The organism is Pectobacterium sp. CHL-2024 (genome assembly GCF_044751765.1).
GTDB classification, from domain to species: domain Bacteria; phylum Pseudomonadota; class Gammaproteobacteria; order Enterobacterales; family Enterobacteriaceae; genus Pectobacterium; species Pectobacterium brasiliense.
On sequence record NZ_JBIXKO010000005.1, the window covers coordinates 239,357 to 259,555 of the forward strand.

A 20,199-nucleotide genomic window follows, 5' to 3' on the forward strand; every position below is an offset into this window, starting at 1 on the left:
GTCGTGGCGTTAAGTCTAACGGCTTTCACGACGCGTGGTAGCTTCTGCCTCGGGTTCACACACATCGCATGGCAGATTGCGGCCAATCAGTGCGCGATAACCGAAGGCACCCAGACAGGCACCGATAATGGGGCCGAAGACAGGAACCAGGAAGTAAGGAATTTCGCGTGCGCCAGTGAAGGCCACGTTGCCCCAGCCCGCCAGGAAAGCGAACAGCTTAGGACCAAAGTCACGCGCCGGGTTAAGGGCGAAGCCGGTCAGTGGTCCCATCGACGCACCGATAACAGCAATCAGAATACCGATCAGCAGGGGAGCGAGTGGCCCGCGTGGGATGCCGTTGCCGTCATCAGTCAGCGCCAGAATCAGGCACATCAGGATAGCGGTGATGACGGTTTCAACCAGCAGCGCCTGCATAACGGAAATGTGTGGGTTCGGATAGGTTGAGAAAATGCCCGCTAAACTCAGGCTTTCCGTACTGCCGCGCACCATATTGTTGGCTTGTTCAAAATCCACGAACAGATTGTGATACAGACCGTAGACCAGCGCGGCGGCACAAAATGCCCCGGCAATCTGCGCCAGAATGTAAGGCACCACCTTGCGCCCGTCGAAACAGGCAAACAGCCACAGGGCGATAGTAACGGCCGGGTTGAGGTGAGCGCCGGAAATGGCGGCAGTCAGATAGATTGCCATCGCAACCCCCAGACCCCAAATGATGCTGATCTCCCACTGTCCGAAGCTGGCTCCCGCCAGTTTCAAGGCGGCGACACAGCCGACACCGAAGAAAATCAGCAGGCCAGTGCCGAGAAACTCGGCGATACACTGGCCTTTTAGCGTTGAACGTTCTGCTTGGCTCATATTTTTTTCCTGCTGGGTAACGTACAGAGTGGTAGGTCTAAGGATACCGTGGGGGCATCCTCTGTTTTAAATGTATTTATGATGTGAATTTATCGTTAATGCTCGAAAACGAGAAATATCGAAATTGAAATGTGTGTTGTGCGTCAAGAAAATGAGCGTATTCGCTTATAAAATGACTCGCAGTGATTTTTCGCCCACGGTTGATAGTAACGCTCAGGTTAAATTTATTAACACAATAGGAGTAATGGGGAAGCGAACAGGAGTAGTTTTCAGTTTACGCCGCCCATTTTTCCGTTTCGGCTGTTCGTTTTTCAGTTTGTACTGTTTGTTTTTCAGTTTGTACTGATAGTGTTACGTAAGAAAAGCTGCCACACTCGCGTAGTGGGGGATGTGCGCTAGACAGGTGGCGGTTGGCTACATACAATTTCGCTATGGTCTGTCTTGCCAGCCGTCCCGCGGTCAGGATTATGTTTACGGGCGGATGGCGACACCGTTGGGTGTTGGTTACAGAGTCCGAAAGCCAGCGTTAACCGATCTTTGCCTTGTTGCGATTAAAAGGGGTTTGAAGAATGTCATTTGAAGTGTTTGAAAAGCTGGAAGCGAAAGTTCAGCAGGCGATTGATACCATCACGCTGTTGCAAATGGAAATTGAAGAGCTGAAAGAGCAGAACAACGCGCTGTCGCAGGATGTGCAGGCGGCAGCTGGTTCACGTGAAGCGCTGGTGCGCGAGAACGAGCAGTTGAAAGAAGAGCAAGTGGTATGGCAAGAGCGCCTGCGAGCGCTGTTAGGCAAAATGGAAGAAGTCTAATAGGACTTTTGACAGCCTGAGAAGCCTGTTTCACTGAAGTAGAACGGTGATAATGGGATAGAAGAGTAAAGCGTCCGCGCCAGGGATGGCGCGGCTCGAGCGTACAGGGACGTATTTACCGCGTCTTTACGATCTACCCATTATCATCGCTCGACGCCATCAATCCCTGACAATTCAACGATATTATTCAATATCCAGCGGGTCTTCCGCCAAAATAATACCGGTATTATCGGCATACAGATGGTCACCGGAGAAGAAGGTGACGCCACCGAAGTTGACGCGAATATCGCTCTCGCCGATGCCTTCGCTACCCGCGCCGACCGGAATAGCCGCCATCGCCTGAATACCGATATCCAGCTCAGCCAAATCGTCAACCTGACGCACCGCGCCATAAACGACAATGCCTTCCCACTCGTTTTGCGTTGCCAGCCGGGCGATTTCCGCGTTGATCAACGCGCGACGCACCGAGCCGCCGCCATCAACCAGAAGCACGCGCCCGAGGCCGTTCTCTTCAAGGAGATCGAACAGCAGGCCGTTATCCTCAAAACATTTCACCGTGGTGATCTTGCCACCAAATGAAGTACGCCCGCCAAAATTAGAGAACAGAGGCTCAACAACATTCACCTCTTCGTGGTAGATATCGCACAGTTCGGAAGTATCGTATTTCATAGGATTAACGTCTGTTTGCCGCCGGAATCATGAGTATATCCCTTTCTGGCGGCTGTTGGCAAAAGCATCAAATGTTAACTTGATGCGTATCAGTAAATACGCACCACTTTTCGCCCGCGCTCACTTTACCCGCACTAACTCAATATCACGCCAACGGCGAACAGAATGTTGGTCAGCAGCGCACCTTTCACCGTTTTTTCCAGCATCGGACGCATACTGAATGCGCTGGTTTCACGCAGCACATAGCGCGCCTGCTGAATCAGCAACGGAAGCGCCAGAATAAAGAGCCAGCCCGCCAGACTGTGCAGATAAAACGTGGCAAACAGACCGAGACAAACCGGTGCCAGCAACAGCAGCATCGTGTGGTAGAAGCGCGCTTTTTCCGCACCAAGACGTACTGCCAGCGTGTTCTTTCCGCTGATACGATCGTTGTCGATATCGCGCAGGTTGTTGATGTTCAGCACCGCCGTCGCCAACAGACCGCAGGCCGTCGCAGGCAGCATCACGATGCTGTCGAAATGGCCGGTTTGCAGATAATACGACCCCGCGACGCTGAGCCAGCCGAAAAAGATCAGCACTGAGATATCGCCGAGTCCGATATAGCCGTAGGGCTTGTTACCGACGGTATAGGTGATGGCGGCGAAAATCGCCAGCAGCCCCAGAATCAGGAAACCAAAGATATCCGCTGGCTTTTCGCACGCCAGAATCACCAGGCTCACGCCGGAAATGATAGTGAGCGCCACGGTCACGATTAGCGCATTGCGCAGCTGTGCCAGTGTAATCGCCCCAGTCTGAATACCGCGCAACGGCCCGATGCGTTCCTCGGTATCGCTGCCTTTTATCGCATCCCCATAGTCGTTCGCCAGATTGGAAAGGATTTGCAGCAGTCCGGCGGTTAACAACGCCAGTAATGCTACGCCCGGTTTAAAGCTGCTATGCCAGCTCGCAATCGCCGAGCCGGTGACGATGGACGCAAAAGCTAATGGCAACGTTTTTGGACGCAGGCTATCCAGCCAGGCTTTGGTTTTGCTGCTATGGGTCGATAAGGTCATGGTGTGCTTCAATTTTTATTGACGATTCAATTGCGTGAATCATCCGTTTATAAACAAGAAAAGTCAGTGATGGCGGCGTCAGAAACAAAAGTGGGAGGCCAACGCCTCCCACTTTATCGTTAATCGTGCGATCCGCGAAAACGGATTATAAGATAAATCGACTCAGATCTTCATCTGCTACTAATTCATCCAGATGATTACGTACGTAATCTGCGTCAATGGTAACGCTTTGGCCGTTCATTTCGCTGGCGTCGTAAGACACATCTTCGATCAAACGCTCCATCACGGTATGCAGACGGCGTGCGCCGATATTCTCAGTGCTTTCGTTGACCTGCCAGGCGGCTTCGGCAATACGACGGATACCATCGGCGGTGAACGAAATATCCACGCCTTCCGTCGCCATCAGCGCTTTGTACTGCTCGGTCAGCGATGCGCTCGGTTCGGTCAGGATGCGCTCGAAATCTTCCGTGGTCAGCGCCTGCAACTCTACGCGAATCGGCAGACGCCCCTGCAATTCTGGAATCAGATCGGACGGGCTGGCAACCTGGAACGCACCGGACGCGATAAACAGGATGTGGTCGGTTTTGACCATGCCGTGCTTGGTGGACACGGTGCAGCCTTCAACCAGCGGCAGCAGGTCGCGCTGAACGCCTTCACGGGACACATCCGGGCCGGAGCTTTCGCCACGCTTACAGATTTTGTCGATCTCATCGATGAACACGATACCGTGCTGCTCAACGGCTTCGATCGCCTGCTGTTTCAGCTCTTCCGGGTTCACCAGCTTGGCGGCTTCTTCTTCTATCAGCAGCTTGAAGGCGTCTTTGATTTTGACCTTACGGGCTTTCTGCTTCTGTCCTGCCAGGTTCTGGAACATGGACTGGAGCTGGTTGGTCATTTCTTCCATGCCCGGAGGAGCCATGATCTCTACGCCAACGGGAGCGGCTGCCAGGTCGATCTCGATCTCTTTGTCGTCCAACTGGCCTTCACGCAGTTTCTTGCGGAATGCCTGGCGTGCAGCGGAAGGCTCCTGCGTGCTTTCTGCCTGTCCCCAGTTGTTTTTCGCTGGTGGAATCAGCACGTCCAGAATGCGGTCTTCCGCCATCTCTTCCGCACGGAAGCGGTTTTTTTCGATGGACTGAAGGCGCACCATTTTGATCGCGGAATCTGTCAGATCGCGGATGATGGAGTCAACTTCTTTACCTACGTAGCCCACTTCGGTGAATTTGGTGGCTTCCACTTTGATGAACGGCGCATTGGCGAGCTTCGCCAGACGACGAGCGATTTCGGTTTTACCGACGCCGGTTGGACCGATCATGAGAATATTTTTAGGCGTCACTTCATGACGAAGTGCTTCGTCCAACTGCATGCGGCGCCAGCGGTTACGCAGCGCGATGGAAACGGCGCGTTTCGCTTTATGCTGGCCGATGATATAGCTGTCGAGTTCGCTGACTATCTCGCGCGGGGTCATTTCAGACATAGTTGATCCTTACGCCTTGGAGGCTAATTCTTCTATCGTGTGGAACTGGTTGGTGTAGATACAGATGTCGCCAGCAATCCCCAGAGATTTCTCGACGATATCACGCGCACCCAGTTCTGTGTTTTCCAGTAAAGCACGCGCGGCAGCCTGTGCATAAGGACCGCCGGAACCAATCGCGATCAGATCGTTTTCAGGCTGCACGACATCACCATTACCGGTAATGATCAGCGAAGCATTTTCGTCCGCGACGGCTAACAGGGCTTCCAGCTTGCGTAGCATACGGTCGGTACGCCAGTCTTTCGCCAGCTCGACGGCTGCTTTCACCAGATGACCCTGGTGTAATTCCAGCTTGCGCTCAAAAAGCTCAAAAAGGGTGAAGGCATCCGCCGTGCCGCCTGCGAAACCGGCGATGACGCGGTCATGGTAGAGACGACGCACTTTACGCACGTTGCCTTTCATCACGGTGTTGCCCAGAGTGGCTTGTCCATCACCGCCAATGACCACCTGGCCGTTGCGGCGTACGCTTACAATTGTTGTCACGAGTCAGTCCCCGTTTGAAGAAAAAGATCCCCGCATGATTCGGGGCACATTGAAGTTATAGATGGGGGAAGGCGTGGGGTTTTTCAACCCCCGCTGGCAAGAGGAATACAGTTTGATGCGCCCGCGCCCTTAAGACGTTGGATCATGCTATCTGCGGCAGCACGGTTGTTATAAGGCCCAAGCATAATACGGTTCCAGCCGCCGTTAGAGGTGATGCGGCTTTCGATACCGGCAAATGCCAGCTGTGCTCTGACCGATTCGGCAGGATCCATAGTCTTGAAGGAGCCACATTGGATCGCCCAGCGCTGGGTTTTCTCGGCTTTTGGCGCTTCAGGCTGTTTGACCGGCTGTTGCTTCGGCGCTTCCTGTTTTGCAGCTTCTTGTCTTGGTACGACAGGTGCCGCTTGCGTGATCGCAGGTGCCCGAGTGGTAGGTTGCGTCGTTACGACAGGCTGCTGCTGCATCGATTGGGTCGGCGGCTTGATCGTCACCTGAGAACGTGGAACCTGCGTCTGGTCGTTATACGGCACTTCGGAAAGCTGCGTTGGCTGACGACGCATATCAGACTGCATCTGTTCCAGCAGCTGGCGCTGTTCATCCGTCAACTGCACTGGCGACTGAATCTCGCCACCCGCGGAAGGCTCCGTTGGCGTCGTGACGCCCAACTGACGGTTTTCCAGTTCTTTGATGTAACGCCAGCGTTCTTCCGGTTTGGGTGGCAGCCCGTTACCTTTGCCTGCATTCTGATGCGGCAGGACGGGTGAATCATCCGGTTTATTATGGGCGATAAAGTACAGACCGCCCGCGAAGGTGACCAAAACGGCAACAGCGAGTGCGATCATCGTTTTGGACGCACCTGAAGCCTTGCCTTTTTTCCGGCTATTTGTCGTTTTCCGACGCGTCCCTGATGAACGTCCCCGGCTCACGTAGTCTCTTTGTGCCACTGTCGTTTCGCTGTGAATTGATAGGTAAATGTACCCGTCATACTTCAAGTTGCATGTGCGTTGGCTGCGTTCAGTCACCCGAATCACTTACCCGAGTAAGCTCATCGGGATTCCTTCCCTTGCCGCCTTCCTGAAACTCGAATTATTTAGGGGATAACATAATTAGGGGGTCATGTTACTGAACCCTCAAATATTTGACCAGCACCTGAAGTCTTAAAGCCTGTTACGGGCGTAATTCGGTGCGGCGACGCTGTCGCGTATGACCAGCTCACTGGACAACAGACGGGAACCGCTTTGTACCGTGTTGCCTTGCAACTGCTCTAAGAGTAGCAGCATTGCCTCGCGTCCGATCTGATAACGAGGCTGGGCGACAGAAGTCAGAGGCGGCCAGCTGTACTGCGCCTGTTCGATATCATCGAAACCGATAATGGAGAGGTCGCGCGGGATATCCAGCCCCATCTTTCTGGCCTGCGCCAGCACGCCCAGCGCCATGAGGTCGCTATGACAGAAGACCGCGCTGGGCGGCTGAGGATGTTGCATCAGCGCAATCAGGCCGTTTATCCCAGTTTCGTAGGTGAAATCGCCCCGAAAGATATACTGATTATCGATGAGAATCCCGTTACGACGCAGGGCCTGAATATATCCCTGGAGGCGATATTGGCTCAGGTGCATGTGCTCTGGGCCCGCAATACAGGCGATGCGTTGATGACCCGCCTGATACAGATAATGTACGGCTTCAAAGGCGGCGGTCAGGTTATCGATATGCACGGTGGGCAGCGCCAGATCCGGTGAGAACTCATTCGCCATCACCATCGGCGGCAGATTACGCTGCTCTTCTTGGCCTGCGTCAAACGGCAAATTAGAGCCGAGTAACAGCATGCCGTCGATCTGCTTGGTAATAATCAGGTCGACGAAGGTTTTTTCTTTCTGATGCTGGTGAGCGCAATCGCCAATCAACACCAGATAGCCGTGTTCGGCTGCCGTTTCCTCGATCCCGCGAAATATTTCGGAGAAATAGGGATCGCAGATATCCGGAACGATCGTCAGGATCGTGCGCGATTCGTTACGCTTGAGATTCCTGTTGAGTGCGTGAGGCGAATAGCCAACGGCGATGACAGCCTGCTCGACCTTCCTACGGGTGGTCGCAGAGACTTTCTCTGGGTTCATTAACGTTCGGGATACGGTCGCGGTGGAAACGCCCGCTTCATCCGCCACGTCTTTCATCGTCGCCGTGGTGACGCCTTTCTTCTGCTTCAACGCTTTTCTCCTTGCGTCAGCGTTAACTGGCGCTGACTGTCAGCAGAACGCCTCTGTCTACTGACTTTCTATGATTACGGGTAACGCTTTTTGGGGACGGTATGCCGATGGAACGGCGCTATACCTGAGTACACGATCTGACCTCAGTAAACGGTCTGGCCTCAGCATACGGCCTGCGCAGACAGTGATAACAGATTGAACGCAGGTTTTGTTGCTTAATTTGCACAGAAAGTGTGATGAATATCGTGTTCTCGACGCCGATCGCAAAAAATGAGTGGCAAGAAACCGAAATGGCGCTAACAGGAAGCGCTAACCGTCCGTGGGGTCGACATCCAGCATCCATTTCACTTTACGCGCCTGCGGTAACGTGCCGATTAGCGTCAGCGATGTTCTGACTAGTTTCTGCAATAGCGCTCTGGAGGGGTGCTGTAGCAAGAGCTGCCAGCGGAAGCGTCCCGCACGTTTGGGTTGCAAAGCAGGGACTGGGCCCAGCAGCCAGAGTGATTCATCCCGCAGCGGGCTCGCCTCCAGCAAATTACGCAACTGCTGGAGGAATAATGCGGCCTGCTGATTATCGTGGTCGTCAGCGCGGAAGAGAATATGGCTGGTAAACGGCGGTAGAAAAACGCTTTTCCGTTCAGTCAGCGCCTGGCTGGCAAAGGCATCGTAGCCCTGTTGCAGTAGCGTTTGTAATAGCGGATGTTCCGGGTGGTGAGTTTGCAGCGCCACTTCGCCCGCCTTGCCTGCACGTCCTGCGCGACCCGCCACCTGAGTATAGAGCTGCGCAAAACGTTCGGCTGCGCGGAAGTCGGCAGAGAACAGCGAACCGTCCACGTCCAGCAGGGCCACCAGCGTCACGTCAGGGAAGTGATGGCCTTTCGCTAACATCTGTGTGCCGATGAGAAGACGTGCGCCGCCCTGCCTGACCTGCGAGAGTTGCTGCTCAAGCGCCCCTTTACGGCTTGTGGTATCACGGTCGATGCGGGTGATCGGGACATCTGGAAAGATCGGCGCAAGGCTTTGTTCCAACTGCTCGGTACCCAGACCGACTGGCACCATATTGGTTGAGCCGCAGCCGGGACATTGCTGTGGAACGGGACGCTGGCTGTCGCAGTGGTGGCAGCGCAACATCCTCTGATGCTGGTGGTAGGTATAGTAGTGATCGCAGCGCTGACACTCGGCAATCCAGCCGCACTCGTGGCACATTACTACGGGGGCGAACCCGCGCCGATTAAGGAACAAGATAACCTGATTATCGTTCGTCAGATGGTGGCGGATGCGGGTAATCAGCGGCTGGGATAAGCCAGCTGTCAGCGGCAGTCCTTTCAGATCGATGACGTGCTGTTTGGCGAGCGCGGCATTGCCCGCTCGTTTGGTCAGGTTCAAGCGTCGATACTTGCCGATTTGGACGTTATACAGCGTTTCCAGCGCGGGCGTCGCCGTCCCCATGACGATGGGAATGTCTTCCTCTCGGGCGCGGAAGACCGCCAAATCACGGGCGTGATAGCGCCAGCCTTCCTGCTGTTTATAGGAACTGTCGTGTTCTTCATCGATCACAATCAGCCCCAAACGGGCAAAAGGCGTAAATAACGCCGACCGCGTTCCGATGACGATGGCGGCTTCACCGCTGCGTGCACGTAGCCAGACAGCAAGGCGTTCGCTGTCGTTGAGTGCCGAGTGCAGCACATCCACCGGGGCGTTAAACCGTTCGCGGAAGCGGGCGATGGTTTGCGGCGTCAGGCCAATTTCCGGCACTAACACCAGCGCCTGTTTGCCCTGCGCTAGCACGTTTTCCAGCACGCTGAGATAGACTTCCGTTTTGCCCGAGCCGGTGATACCCGCGAGCAGCCAGGCGGCAAAATGGTTATCTTCGCTGCGGATCGCGCCGACGGCAGTTGCCTGTTCGGTATTCAAACGCAGTCGGTCGGTTGCCAAACTAAAACTTTGACGCCAGTCGTGAAGCGTTTGCTCTGCGGCCTGCAATTCGCACAGTCCTTTACTGCGCAGCGCCTGCAACGCCGTTTCCGTCAGCCCGATTTCGCTCACCTGATGGCGGTAAAGCGGCGACTGAAGTAGGGCCGCCAGCGCCTGCTGCTGTTTTGCGGCACGTTTGAGTGTGCTGAGCGGTGTCGCCCGACCCTGTTCGGTGGCAAACCACTGCCAGAGCGGGGCACGATGTGCGGGTTTCCCCTGACGCAGTAGGATCGGCAGCGCGTGGAACAGCACTTCGCCAATCGGATAGTGATAATACTCAACGGCCCACAGCAAAATGCGCCACAGGCTGGGGGGGAACAGCGGCTGTTCGTCCAGCACGTCATGCACGGGTTTTAATTGCTCAAGCGGAAGTTCACTGGTGTCGCTCAGCGCGGTAATAATGCCGATCGCTTTACGGTTACCAAAGGAGACGCTGACGCGCGCGCCGACCTGCGGAGTGATGCCTCCTGCGGGTAGCAAATAATCGAATGTACGTGCCAATGGCACGGGCAAAGCGACCTGAGCGACAGACATAACTTCTCCGTGATAGTCGACGTAGATTGGCGCGGCGATCAATGACATAACCGAGCGGTCTGTATCATGCGCGACGCGGGGTGAAAATAACGCAAGGCGCTAGTGTACATGCTGCGAGGGATAATGTGTGGATGCGATTGCATCAGGGTAGCGGATTCTGTATGATCCGCCGCCATTGTGCCGTTTGCATAATGAAACTTACTTATACAACTTTCGTGTGGTGTCTGGCGGAATAGGGCTGGATAGCGACACGGCCTTAACTGAGGTTTCCCCATGAAAAAAGGTATTCACCCGAATTATTCTGCAGTTACTGTAACTTGCTCTTGCGGTAACGTGATCAAAACCCATTCTACCGTGGGTCGTGACCTGAACCTGGACGTTTGTGGCGAATGCCACCCGTTCTACACCGGCAAACAACGTGATGTTGCAACTGGTGGCCGTGTTGACCGCTTCAACAAGCGTTTCTCCGTTCCAGGCGCTAAAAAATAAGTTTTACTGGTCAATTGGCATTGTCCTTTTTGGCATTGCCCCTTTTGACATAGTAACTTTCTGCAAAGGCACCGATAGGTGCCTTTGTTGTTTCTGGTGGCTCAGTGCTGTTCATCGGGAAGACGAGATTCGCTCTAATGCCGCCTGCGCGAGAAAACCTGAGCGGCTTTTAAATTCAGGATTACTCGCCACGCAACGGTCAATTCGGTCAATCAGCGATTTAGGCAGCGTGACGTTAATTTTTTCTGAACCGCCCATTAAACGCGTCACATCGATATCAACAACCGCCCACGTGTACCCGGCGTATTCTGCGCTTTTTGCCAATTGGCCTACTGACGACACGGTAGGAATATCCTGACCCATCTCGATCAGCAGTTCGATATGTCCGGTAATCGCCTCTTTAGCATTCGCGATGGCATCGTCTAGCGTATCGCCTGCAGAAAAACAGCCCGGTAGATCTGGCACTGTTACACCGTATGCGTGGGTATCGTCGCCTGCTTCAATTGCAATCGGATAAAACATAATTAAGCCTCTTCGAGTCAGCGATGATCATATTCCTGCTTGTTTCCTGATGCTTTTTACCGTGCCTATCGGTAAATCTTTCTTAGGGTGGGGGATTGTGACTAACCCCGGTTTACTAGGATGCATAAAATGGTGGTGGCTTCCGTTCACTCTTATCAGTTCCCACCCATCGGCCTTGATTTCTGCTATTAACGTCCTGCTATCCATCCCTGCACCCCGCTGCCCTTTAATACGATAAAGATAACCCCAATAACTCCAGTTGGCAATACTTTGGAGTTATTGGAGTTATTTCATCCCTGCTGACGTTTTACCAGCATCCCCAGCACGAAGATGCCGCCCAATCCCGCGGTAATAATCCCGATGGGCAATTCCTGTGGTGCCAGTAGCTGTCGGCTGAGCCAATCGCCGCCGCACAGCAGTATCGCACCCAGCACTGCGGTCAGCGGCAGAAGCTTCTTGTGCAGCACGCCGCTCAGCGGGCGAGCCAGATGGGGAATCATCAGGCCGATAAACCCAATCACGCCGGTCAGCGCGACTAACAGCGACGTGGCGAACGCGCAGCAGATGAAAATTTCCACCCGTACGCGAGACAGATTAACCCCCATTGAGGCCGCGGTTTGTCCGCCAGCCAGCAGCGCGTCGAGCGCACGCCAGCGCAGGGCGGTAAGGCCGAATAGCAGTAGAACGCTGAACACCGCAAAAGGTAACGTGTCCCAACGGGCAAGGCCCAGCCCGCCCAGCGACCAGAAAAGAATCGAGCTGGCGGCCCGCTGATCGCCGGAAAACACTAGATAGTTCGTCAACGCACCTAACAGAAATGAGATCGCCAATCCACAGATGATGAGGCGCTCTGCGCCCCGCGCCTGTTGCAGCAGAAACAGCACGGTCACGGCGACGGCCGATAAGAGTCCGCCACAGAAGGCCGCTATCGGCAGCGCCCAGTCACCGAGCTGCTCACCAAAGCGGGTGATGACGGCGACCGCACCCGCTGAGGCACCGGCAGACAGGCCAAACAGAAACGGGTCGGCCAGATCGTTGCGGGTTGCCGTTTGCAAAAAGGCACCGACCATCGCTAACCCCGCGCCGCACAGCGCCGCCAGCAGGCTGCGGGGAATACGCAGTTCGAGAATAATGCGTGACGTCATCGGCGACACGTCTGCTGACGATAGCCCCAACACGCTGGCGACCTGCGTAAGGGGGATCGTCGTGCTGCCTGTCGCAATATTTAACAGCATCAGCCCAGCCAGTATCAGCAGCGCGATAACGAAGGTTGCGGCATAACGTGAAGACCTAGGGCTCACTTAAAAGCATCCGGGTAGAGTGCGTGCGCCAGTTTATCGACGGCAGCGATATTCGCGGGTCCCGGCGTGAGCTCTGCATATTGCAGTTTCAGATAGCGATGCTGTTGTACGGCGGGGGTAAATTTCATCAGCGGATGTGATTCCAGAAAGCGCCTTAACGCATCTGCACCATTGCCGGTCTGGTAATCCAGCAAAATGATAAAGTCAGGCTCGCGTGCCGCCACGCTTTCCCACGATGTCGAGGCCCAGCTCGTCTCCATATCGTCCATGACGTTCTTGCCGCCCGCCGCCTCAATGATGGCGGTTGGCATGGCGAATTTCCCGCTGGTAAAGGGCTTATCGTCGCCAGAGTCATACAGAAAAACCGTCTGCTTCGGTTGATTGCCAATGCTGGTTTGCAGTTCGGCAATGTGCTGCTTCCAGTCGTCAATCTGTTCCTGAGCCTGCTCCTGCTTACCGAAGATTTTCCCCAGTTTCAGCATGTCACCGTAGAGCAGATCCATGCTGGCTCGTGGCCGCTGTTTCTGCTGTTCGGTGAAAACGCAGCTTTCGCTGAGTACCAGTGTCTGAATGCCGTATTTTTGCAGCGCTTGCGGCGTGACTTCGCCACCGACTTTCATGCCGTAGTTCCACCCTGCAAAGAAGAAATCCGGGTGTACAGCCAGCAGATTTTCCAACGTCGGGTATTTTGCTGCCAGTTCAGGGATTGTGCCCTGCTGCTTGATAAAGTCAGGGGGCGCTTTATACCAACCGGTGATCCCCGTCAGTCCGACAATATTTTTTTGCAGCCCAAGCGCAAATGCCATTTCCGTCATGTTCAGATCATGAATAACGGCTCGCTGCGGCGGCTGGGTGAAGGTTAGCGGTTGCCCACAGCTGTCGACCGTGACGGGAAAACCCGAGGCGTGTGCCCAGCACGACGTCAAGGCCAGCAGTCCAGACAGAAGCGTTATTTTCATCAGGGTTCCTTAGTGCAGTTCAGGGGCTTCAAAGATGCGAATGGGCGAGCCGTTTATCGGATGTGGCACCGTAAAGCTCTCCATCCCAAATACGGATTTCACACAGTCGGCGCTCAGCGCGTGTGCAGGTGTTCCCCAGCGGAGTAGCGTTCCCTGCTGCAACACGGCGACACGGTCGGCAAAGGGGGTTATCAGTGGCAGATCGTGCAGCACCGCCAGCGTTGAAATGCCGCGTTTCCGCACGAGAGACAGCAGTTGCGCCCGCGCTAACGGATCGAGATGGTTCGTCGGTTCGTCCAGCAGCAGGAGCTGCGGCGTTTGCGCAAACGCACGCGCCAGCGCCGCGCGTTGGCGTTCTCCACCGGAGAGCGTGCCCAGCAGGCGGTGGCGCAGCGGTAATAATCCGGTATCGTCCAGCGCTTCTTCGATGAGCTGGCGATCGTACGCAGGCGTACTGAATCCGTGGTGGGGAATCCGCCCTAAGGCGACGTACTCTGCGACCCGCAGACGCAGGTCCGGTGCATCGTTCTGCGCCAGAATCGCGATGCGCTTTGCTCGCTCATGGCGGCTGAGTGTATTCAGCGGCTGACCGTTTAGATGGACGTATCCCGTTGTCGTACTGAGCTCGCTGGTTAATACGCGTAGCAGCGTGGATTTACCGCTACCGTTGGGCCCAACCAGCGCCAAACGCTCTCCAGCCTGCATGGACAGCGAAATATCACTGAGCCTCGGTGCGCGATTGGCGTCGGCAACGGAAACATGGTGAAGCTGTAGCAGCACGGGTTTACTGGAGAGAAGCTCTGTCATGATGCGGGCATATCACCGTTATAGGTTAAAATGATATGTTATAACATAACAAATTAAATGCAATCCCGATTCACAATGTGAGTGGAAGACGAAGCGTTCGGAAGAAGTGCGGGCGGTGGAGGGGCGAGGTTTTAGAGGTTAATGAAGAGTGATGTGTTGAGCGGGATTCTCTGCATAGCAAAACCCCGCCGGAGAAGGCGGGGTTAGCCAGAAAGCCGACAGCGCAAACGCGATCAGTATTCCCACGTATCCGGGTCGATACCCATTTCACGCATGATGATTTTCGCGGCTTCAGGAATTTCATCGCTGCGTTCTTTACGCAGGTCTTCGTCATTCGGTAACGGTTGACCTGTGAACGCGTGCAGAAACGCCTCGCACAGCAGTTCGCTGTTGGTGGCATGGCGCAGGTTGTTCACCTGACGACGCGTGCGTTCGTCAGTCAGTATCTTTAGTACTTTCAATGGGATAGATACTGTTATCTTCTTGACTTGCTCGCTTTTTTTACCGTGTTCAGCGTAAGGGCTGACATACTCGCCGTTCCACTCAGCCATGGGATACCTTAAAAATTAATCTAATGAAGACAGCATCTGTCATGAAATGCCACAATTCTAGCGGTTATTATGCTTATGCTCAATCTATACGCAAAGAAGTTTAGATGTCTAGATGTGTTGACGTCTATTAAAACTGCGTTTACTCTTAAGTTCCTATCTTTTCAGCCTCCAGCCAGGAAATGAGCCGATGACGCGTAAACAGGCAACGATCGCAGTCCGCAGCGGGTTAAATGATGATGAGCAGTATGGCTGCGTCGTCCCACCCATTCACCTTTCCAGCACGTATAACTTTACCGGATTCAATCAGCCACGCGCACACGACTATTCGCGTCGCGGTAACCCCACGCGTGATGTTGTGCAGCGTGCGCTTGCCGAACTGGAAGGCGGTGCGGGTGCGGTAATGACGAGCAGCGGAATGTCGGCGATCATGCTGGTTTGCACGGTGTTCCTGCGTCCCGGCGATCTGCTGGTGGCACCGCATGATTGCTACGGCGGCAGCTATCGTCTGTTTGACAGCCTGAGCAAGCGCGGCGCATTTCGCGTCAAATTTGTCGATCAAAGTGATACCGATGCGCTCAACGCGGCGTTGGCAGAAAAGCCGAAGCTGGTGCTGGTGGAAAGTCCGAGCAATCCGCTGCTGCGCGTCGTGGATATTGCCGCGATTTGTCAGGCCGCGCGTGAAGCGGGCGCGGTCAGCGTGGTGGATAACACCTTCCTGAGCCCGGCGCTGCAGAAGCCGCTGGAGCTGGGTGCCGATCTGGTGGTGCATTCCTGTACCAAGTACCTGAATGGTCACTCTGACGTAGTGGCGGGTGCAGTGATCGCCAAAGATGCCGATACCATTACTGAACTGGCCTGGTGGGCGAACAACATCGGCGTTACAGGCGCGGCGTTTGACAGCTATCTGCTGCTACGCGGCCTGCGTACTCTGGCACCGCGCATGGCAGCCGCGCAGCGTAATGCGCAACAAATCGTTGAATTCTTACAGACGCAGCCGTTGGTGAAGGCGCTGTACCATCCTTCATTGCCGAACAATCCCGGCCATGATATTGCCCGCCGTCAACAATCCGGCTTTGGCGCTATGCTAAGTTTTGAGCTGGATGGAGATGAAGACACGCTGCGCCGTTTTCTGGCCTCGCTGGAGCTGTTCACACTGGCGGAATCGCTGGGCGGAGTCGAAAGCCTCATCTCTCATGCGGCAACAATGACGCATGCTGGCATGGCGCCAGAAGCGCGTGCTGCAGCGGGTATCTCTGAAACATTACTGCGTATTTCCACCGGCATTGAAGACGGCGATGATCTGGTTGCCGATCTGGATCGTGCGTTTCAAGCCGCAGCCAAGAGGTAAGAATGAGTGCATTAGGAGTAGCGCCATCGGTAACAGGCCGACAGCTGCATAAGTTTGGCGGTAGCAGTCTGGCCGATGTGAAGTGTTACCTGCGCGTAGCCGGTATTATGGCGGAGTATAGCCACCCCGGTGATTTGATGGTGGTATCTGCCGCAGGCAGTACCACAAACCAGCTGATTAGCTGGTTGAAATTGAGCCAGAGCGATCGTCTGTCGGCGCATCAGGTTCAGCAGGCATTACGCCGCTACCACAGTGAACTGATTGCCGGGCTTCTGCCTGCGCAAGAGGCAGAGACGCTGACCGCTCAGTTTATTCGCGATCTGGAGCGTTTGGCTGCGCTGCTGGATGGCAAGCTGACGGATGCTGTTTACGCCGAAGTGGTTGGACACGGTGAAATCTGGTCGGCTCGCCTGATGTCTGCCGTGTTGAATCATTTGGATATGAATGCAGCGTGGCTGGATGCACGTGATTTTCTCTGCGCAGAACGTGCCGCGCAGCCGCAGGTGGATGAAGGTCGTTCCTGGCCGCTGTTGCAGCAATATCTGACGCAACACGCAGGTCAGCGTTTAGTGGTAACGGGTTTTATCTGCCGCAATGATGCAGGCGAAACGGTGCTGCTGGGGCGTAACGGTAGTGACTATTCCGCCACACAAATTGGTGCGTTGGCGGGCGTTGAACGCGTGACCATCTGGAGCGACGTCGCCGGGGTATATAGCGCCGACCCGCGTAAAGTCAAAGATGCCTGCCTGTTGCCACTGCTGCGGCTAGATGAAGCCAGTGAACTGGCACGTCTGGCGGCACCGGTATTACATACGCGTACCTTACAGCCCGTTTCCGGCAGCGATATCGACCTGCAACTGCGTTGCAGCTATCAGCCTGAACAAGGGTCGACGCGCATCGAACGCGTGCTGGCCTCGGGTACAGGTGCCAAAATTGTCACCAGCCATGATGACGTGTGCCTGATTGAAGTTCAGGTTCCTTCTGAACACGATTTCGTGCTGCTGCAAAAAGAAGTCGAACAGCTTCTGAATCGTGCGCAGCTGAAACCGCTGGCGATCGGCGTTCATCAGGATCGTAACCTGCTGCAACTGTGCTACACCTCCGAAGTGGTGGATAGCGCGCTGCAACTGCTGGCACAGGCTGCGTTACCCGTTGAACTCAATCAGCGTGATGGGCTGGCGATGGTCGCGATGGTCGGTGCAGGCGTGGGTAAAAATCCGCTGCACAGCCACCGCTTCTATCAGCAGTTGAAAGACCAGCCGATTGAATTTGTCCGCCAGGCCGATGATGGCATCAGTCTGGTGGCGGTGCTGCGTGTCGGTCCGACGGAGCATTTGATCCGTGGGCTGCACCATTCGCTGTTCCGGGCAGAAAAACGTATCGGTCTGGTGCTGTTCGGCAAAGGAAATATTGGTTCACGCTGGCTGGAGCTGTTTGCGCGTGAGCAGAGCAATCTGTCTGCACGTACCGGTTTTGAGTTTGTACTGGCCGGTGTGGTGGATAGTACGCGCAGCCTGTTGAACTATGACGGACTGGATGCCAGCCGTGCGTTGGCTTTCTTCGAAAGTGAAGCGCAAGAGCGGGATGGTGAAGATCTGTTCCTGTGGATGCGTGCGCACCCCTTCGATGATTTGGTGGTGTTGGACGTCACTGCTAGTGAATCGGTCGCCGATCTGTATCTGGATTTCGCCAGCTATGGTTTCCACGTCATCAGCGCTAACAAACTGGCGGGTGCATCAGGCGGCAATAACTATCGCCAGATCCGCGACGCGTTCGCGAAAACGGATCGTCACTGGTTGTATAACTCGACCGTCGGCGCAGGGTTGCCGGTCAACTTTGCGGTACGAGATCTGCGCGAAAGCGGCGACAGTATTCTGGCGATTAGCGGGATTTTCTCCGGCACGCTTTCCTGGCTGTTCTTGCAGTTTGACGGCACTGTGCCGTTCACCGAGCTGGTCGATCAGGCTTGCCAGCAGGGGCTGACCGAGCCGGATCCGCGTGTTGACCTCTCTGGTCAGGATGTCATGCGTAAGCTGGTGATTCTGGCGCGTGAAGCGGGCTATGACATCGAGCCTAGTCAGGTTCGGGTTGAGTCGCTGGTGCCGCCGGGCTGTGAGCAGGGTTCTGTCGATTACTTCTTCGAGAACGGCGATTCGCTGAACGAGCAGATGCTGCGTCGTCTGGAAGCCGCACAGGAAATGGGCTTGGTTCTGCGTCACGTTGCACGTTTTGACAGCAATGGTAAAGCGCGCGTGGGCGTTGAAGCCGTCCGTCCCGATCATCCGCTGGCCTCGCTGCTGCCGGGTGATAACGTGTTTGCGATTGAAAGCCGCTGGTATCGGGATAACCCGCTGGTTATCCGTGGGCCGGGCGCGGGGCGCGATGTCACCGCCGGTGCGCTTCAGTCTGATCTGAACCGTTTGGCGCAGTTATTGTAGAACCTGTTGTCAGCGCGACATACCGTTGGCCGTCTCTTAGTCATATTTTTATGCAGACCAAGAGACGGTTTCGTGCGCCACAACCCCGCCATTTTCATGCTACCTCGTAGCAAACGCCCGACACGGGGCGGCTCACGCGCCGCTCGCCCCGTGACCCCTGGCTTTCCGGCGCAAATTATGCCGCTGACGCGGTGCCTTCTTCGATATCCGGCTTAACGGACCGCTTGCGACACGTTCCCTACGTGGCGCAAGCTTGAGCCGCTTCCCTGCGGCTCATCCTAAGCCTGCTATCTCTTCAGCATAATTTTTTACGCCGGATAATGGCAAACTCCGCAGAGCTTTCGCGCACTTATATAAGGCGAGCGTTAAGAGTATTTCCCCATATTCCCCACCAGTCGTGTCATTGAAATGTCACGGTGACAACACGCCACTGACACGATGTCACCGCACAATCAGCGCATTGTTTGATTATCGTGGAATGCACAGCTGTGCAAAAAACAACTTCCTCTACGGCATCACCGCATATTGTCATCGACCACCTACATGTTGGATACGGCACGACCGCCGTATTGAACGATATCCATCTGGAGATTGCACAGGGCGAATTCGTGGCATTGCTCGGGTCGTCAGGGTGCGGCAAGACGACGTTACTGCGTACAGTCGCTGGGTTCTCGTCACCGCGAGCGGGGGCGATTCGCGTTAACGGGCAGGATATGACGCAAGCGCCGCCGGAGAAACGCGGAATGGCGCTGGTGTTTCAGAGCTACGCGCTGTGGCCGCATATGACGGTGGCACAGCATATTGCCTACGGACTGCGTTTGCGCCGCGTCCCGCGTGCGGAGATTGCCAGCCGTGTGGCGGAACTGGAAACCATGCTCGGTTTGACGGGCCTGAGCGCCCGTAAGCCTGCGGAACTGTCCGGTGGACAGCGCCAGCGGGTTGCCTTGGGGCGCGCACTGGCGGTGAGGCCCGATATTCTGCTGCTGGATGAACCGCTCTCCAATCTGGATGCCCGCATTCGCCTACAGCTGCGTGATGAGATCCGTGCGCTGCAACAGCGGCTGGGATTGACCGCAATCCACGTAACGCACGATCGCGAAGAAGCGATGGTGATGGCGGACCGCATCGTGATTTTGAATCAGGGCCGCATCATGCAGGCGGGTAGCCCGCAAGAGGTGTATCACCATCCTGCCAGTTCGTTTGTCGCGGCGTTTATGGGTGCGGAAAATCGGCTTGTGCTGGAAGCGCGCTATGACGGCGAGACGCTGATGATTCCCGGTGATGCCGAGAGTCATTCGCTGGTGCCAGCGAATACGTCGCTACCGCCCGGTGGGATAGAAGCACGTTTTCGTGCGGAAGCCGCTCGTCTTTACGATGCGGCGGACGTCCCGCTTATCCAGCCCGGCATGTTGATGCGCTACGGCACGGTACAGGCACAAAGCTACCCCGGCGGATACTGGCTGCATACGATTTCCAGCGGCACCTGGCGGATACAGGTTCATGCGTCGCACTCCTATGCCATCGGGCAGCGGGTTGCGGTGCAGATCCCTGCCGAGGCGCTATTTCTTTTCCCGCTGGCAGAAGAGACGACATCTTCGACGGCGATACCGGATACCACTTCACGTTATTCCCCGCTTCCCGGCCTGACGGCCTGATCCTGAATTGGAGACAAA

19 protein-coding genes are annotated in these 20,199 nt (G+C 55.3%); 5 read left to right on the forward strand and 14 right to left on the reverse strand.

The window, feature by feature from the left end; translation table 11 throughout:
• Positions 1-15: 15 nt before the first annotated feature.
• Positions 16-855, reverse strand: a complete 840-nt coding sequence (locus ACIPUG_RS10920; RefSeq protein ID WP_039528809.1) for an MIP/aquaporin family protein — start codon at positions 853-855, stop codon at positions 16-18.
• A 569-nt stretch (positions 856-1,424) separates the two neighbouring features.
• Here ACIPUG_RS10920 and zapB point away from each other — a divergent pair.
• Complete coding sequence (gene zapB / locus ACIPUG_RS10925) at positions 1,425-1,664, forward strand: septal ring assembly protein ZapB (protein ID WP_010281529.1); 240 nt, start codon at positions 1,425-1,427, stop codon at positions 1,662-1,664.
• Positions 1,665-1,847: 183 nt separating this feature from the next.
• Here the strand turns inward: zapB and rraA are convergent, their stop codons facing one another.
• The 7 genes from rraA to priA all read right to left on the reverse strand — a co-directional run bounded on the left by rraA (position 1,848) and on the right by priA (position 10,111).
• Positions 1,848-2,333, reverse strand: a complete 486-nt coding sequence (rraA, locus tag ACIPUG_RS10930) for a ribonuclease E activity regulator RraA (RefSeq protein ID WP_010281528.1) — start codon at positions 2,331-2,333, stop codon at positions 1,848-1,850.
• A 134-nt stretch (positions 2,334-2,467) separates the two neighbouring features.
• Positions 2,468-3,385, reverse strand: a complete 918-nt coding sequence (locus ACIPUG_RS10935) for a 1,4-dihydroxy-2-naphthoate polyprenyltransferase (protein WP_014917000.1) — start codon at positions 3,383-3,385, stop codon at positions 2,468-2,470.
• 145 nt (positions 3,386-3,530) lie between these two features.
• The gene (hslU, locus tag ACIPUG_RS10940; protein WP_039281180.1) at positions 3,531-4,862 is read right to left on the reverse strand and encodes an HslU--HslV peptidase ATPase subunit; all 1,332 of its coding nucleotides are present in this window, start codon (positions 4,860-4,862) and stop codon (positions 3,531-3,533) included.
• A gap of 9 nt (positions 4,863-4,871) precedes the next feature.
• Entirely contained in the window at positions 4,872-5,402 is a 531-nt protein-coding gene (gene hslV, locus ACIPUG_RS10945) for an ATP-dependent protease subunit HslV (protein ID WP_005973334.1), read from the reverse strand.
• An 83-nt stretch (positions 5,403-5,485) separates the two neighbouring features.
• Positions 5,486-6,346: a cell division protein FtsN gene (ftsN, locus tag ACIPUG_RS10950; protein WP_104213537.1), complete on the reverse strand. Its 861-nt coding sequence runs from the start codon at positions 6,344-6,346 to the stop codon at positions 5,486-5,488.
• A 213-nt stretch (positions 6,347-6,559) separates the two neighbouring features.
• A complete protein-coding gene (gene cytR / locus ACIPUG_RS10955; protein WP_010281514.1) occupies positions 6,560-7,603 on the reverse strand; it encodes a DNA-binding transcriptional regulator CytR in 1,044 nt (347 codons plus the stop codon).
• A gap of 309 nt (positions 7,604-7,912) precedes the next feature.
• Positions 7,913-10,111, reverse strand: coding sequence for a primosomal protein N' (priA, locus tag ACIPUG_RS10960; protein WP_104209601.1), 2,199 nt, complete (start codon positions 10,109-10,111; stop codon positions 7,913-7,915).
• A 273-nt stretch (positions 10,112-10,384) separates the two neighbouring features.
• Between priA and rpmE the strand changes: the two genes are divergently transcribed.
• Positions 10,385-10,600: a 50S ribosomal protein L31 gene (rpmE, locus tag ACIPUG_RS10965; protein ID WP_010281510.1), complete on the forward strand. Its 216-nt coding sequence runs from the start codon at positions 10,385-10,387 to the stop codon at positions 10,598-10,600.
• 111 nt (positions 10,601-10,711) lie between these two features.
• Here the strand turns inward: rpmE and ACIPUG_RS10970 are convergent, their stop codons facing one another.
• From ACIPUG_RS10970 to metJ, 6 genes are all read right to left on the reverse strand, one after another.
• Positions 10,712-11,122: a type II toxin-antitoxin system HicB family antitoxin gene (locus tag ACIPUG_RS10970; RefSeq protein WP_014916995.1), complete on the reverse strand. Its 411-nt coding sequence runs from the start codon at positions 11,120-11,122 to the stop codon at positions 10,712-10,714.
• Positions 11,123-11,149: 27 nt separating this feature from the next.
• Positions 11,150-11,329: a type II toxin-antitoxin system HicA family toxin gene (locus tag ACIPUG_RS10975; RefSeq protein WP_010281507.1), complete on the reverse strand. Its 180-nt coding sequence runs from the start codon at positions 11,327-11,329 to the stop codon at positions 11,150-11,152.
• Positions 11,330-11,412: 83 nt separating this feature from the next.
• Positions 11,413-12,423, reverse strand: a complete 1,011-nt coding sequence (locus ACIPUG_RS10980) for a FecCD family ABC transporter permease (RefSeq protein ID WP_400338394.1) — start codon at positions 12,421-12,423, stop codon at positions 11,413-11,415.
• Positions 12,420-13,382, reverse strand: a complete 963-nt coding sequence (locus ACIPUG_RS10985) for an ABC transporter substrate-binding protein (protein WP_400338396.1) — start codon at positions 13,380-13,382, stop codon at positions 12,420-12,422. Before ACIPUG_RS10985 ends, ACIPUG_RS10980 begins: the two co-directional genes overlap by 4 nt.
• Before the next feature lie 9 nt (positions 13,383-13,391).
• Positions 13,392-14,189 carry an ABC transporter ATP-binding protein gene (locus ACIPUG_RS10990; protein ID WP_400338398.1) on the reverse strand — a complete coding sequence of 266 codons (798 nt, stop codon included), beginning with the start codon at positions 14,187-14,189 and terminating at the stop codon, positions 13,392-13,394.
• Positions 14,190-14,422: 233 nt separating this feature from the next.
• Complete coding sequence (gene metJ, locus ACIPUG_RS10995; RefSeq protein WP_005973355.1) at positions 14,423-14,740, reverse strand: met regulon transcriptional regulator MetJ; 318 nt, start codon at positions 14,738-14,740, stop codon at positions 14,423-14,425.
• A 187-nt stretch (positions 14,741-14,927) separates the two neighbouring features.
• Here metJ and metB point away from each other — a divergent pair, with 187 nt between their 5' ends.
• From metB to ACIPUG_RS11010, 3 genes are all read left to right on the forward strand, one after another.
• Positions 14,928-16,088: a cystathionine gamma-synthase gene (gene metB, locus ACIPUG_RS11000; RefSeq protein WP_039499769.1), complete on the forward strand. Its 1,161-nt coding sequence runs from the start codon at positions 14,928-14,930 to the stop codon at positions 16,086-16,088.
• Positions 16,089-16,090: 2 nt separating this feature from the next.
• Entirely contained in the window at positions 16,091-18,526 is a 2,436-nt protein-coding gene (locus ACIPUG_RS11005; RefSeq protein WP_014916990.1) for a bifunctional aspartate kinase/homoserine dehydrogenase II, read from the forward strand.
• Between the two features lie 488 nt (positions 18,527-19,014).
• Entirely contained in the window at positions 19,015-20,181 is a 1,167-nt protein-coding gene (locus ACIPUG_RS11010; protein WP_400338399.1) for an ABC transporter ATP-binding protein, read from the forward strand.
• The last annotated feature ends 18 nt before the right edge of the window (positions 20,182-20,199 follow it).

Bases quoted from the DNA above. Each gene is read 5' to 3' on its own strand.
- rpmE (WP_010281510.1), top strand. From the start codon at position 10,385: ATGAAAAAAGGTATTCACCCGAATTATTCTGCAGTTACTGTAACTTGC.
- ACIPUG_RS10985 (WP_400338396.1), bottom strand. From the start codon at position 13,382: ATGAAAATAACGCTTCTGTCTGGACTGCTGGCCTTGACGTCGTGCTGG.
- hslU (WP_039281180.1), bottom strand. From the start codon at position 4,862: ATGTCTGAAATGACCCCGCGCGAGATAGTCAGCGAACTCGACAGCTAT.
- ACIPUG_RS10920 (WP_039528809.1), bottom strand. From the start codon at position 855: ATGAGCCAAGCAGAACGTTCAACGCTAAAAGGCCAGTGTATCGCCGAG.
- metB (WP_039499769.1), top strand. From the start codon at position 14,928: ATGACGCGTAAACAGGCAACGATCGCAGTCCGCAGCGGGTTAAATGAT.
- ACIPUG_RS10990 (WP_400338398.1), bottom strand. From the start codon at position 14,189: ATGACAGAGCTTCTCTCCAGTAAACCCGTGCTGCTACAGCTTCACCAT.
- zapB (WP_010281529.1), top strand. From the start codon at position 1,425: ATGTCATTTGAAGTGTTTGAAAAGCTGGAAGCGAAAGTTCAGCAGGCG.
- ACIPUG_RS10970 (WP_014916995.1), bottom strand. From the start codon at position 11,122: ATGTTTTATCCGATTGCAATTGAAGCAGGCGACGATACCCACGCATAC.
- ACIPUG_RS10935 (WP_014917000.1), bottom strand. From the start codon at position 3,385: ATGACCTTATCGACCCATAGCAGCAAAACCAAAGCCTGGCTGGATAGC.
- rraA (WP_010281528.1), bottom strand. From the start codon at position 2,333: ATGAAATACGATACTTCCGAACTGTGCGATATCTACCACGAAGAGGTG.
- priA (WP_104209601.1), bottom strand. From the start codon at position 10,111: ATGTCTGTCGCTCAGGTCGCTTTGCCCGTGCCATTGGCACGTACATTC.
- metJ (WP_005973355.1), bottom strand. From the start codon at position 14,740: ATGGCTGAGTGGAACGGCGAGTATGTCAGCCCTTACGCTGAACACGGT.
- ACIPUG_RS10975 (WP_010281507.1), bottom strand. From the start codon at position 11,329: ATGGATAGCAGGACGTTAATAGCAGAAATCAAGGCCGATGGGTGGGAA.
- ACIPUG_RS11005 (WP_014916990.1), top strand. From the start codon at position 16,091: ATGAGTGCATTAGGAGTAGCGCCATCGGTAACAGGCCGACAGCTGCAT.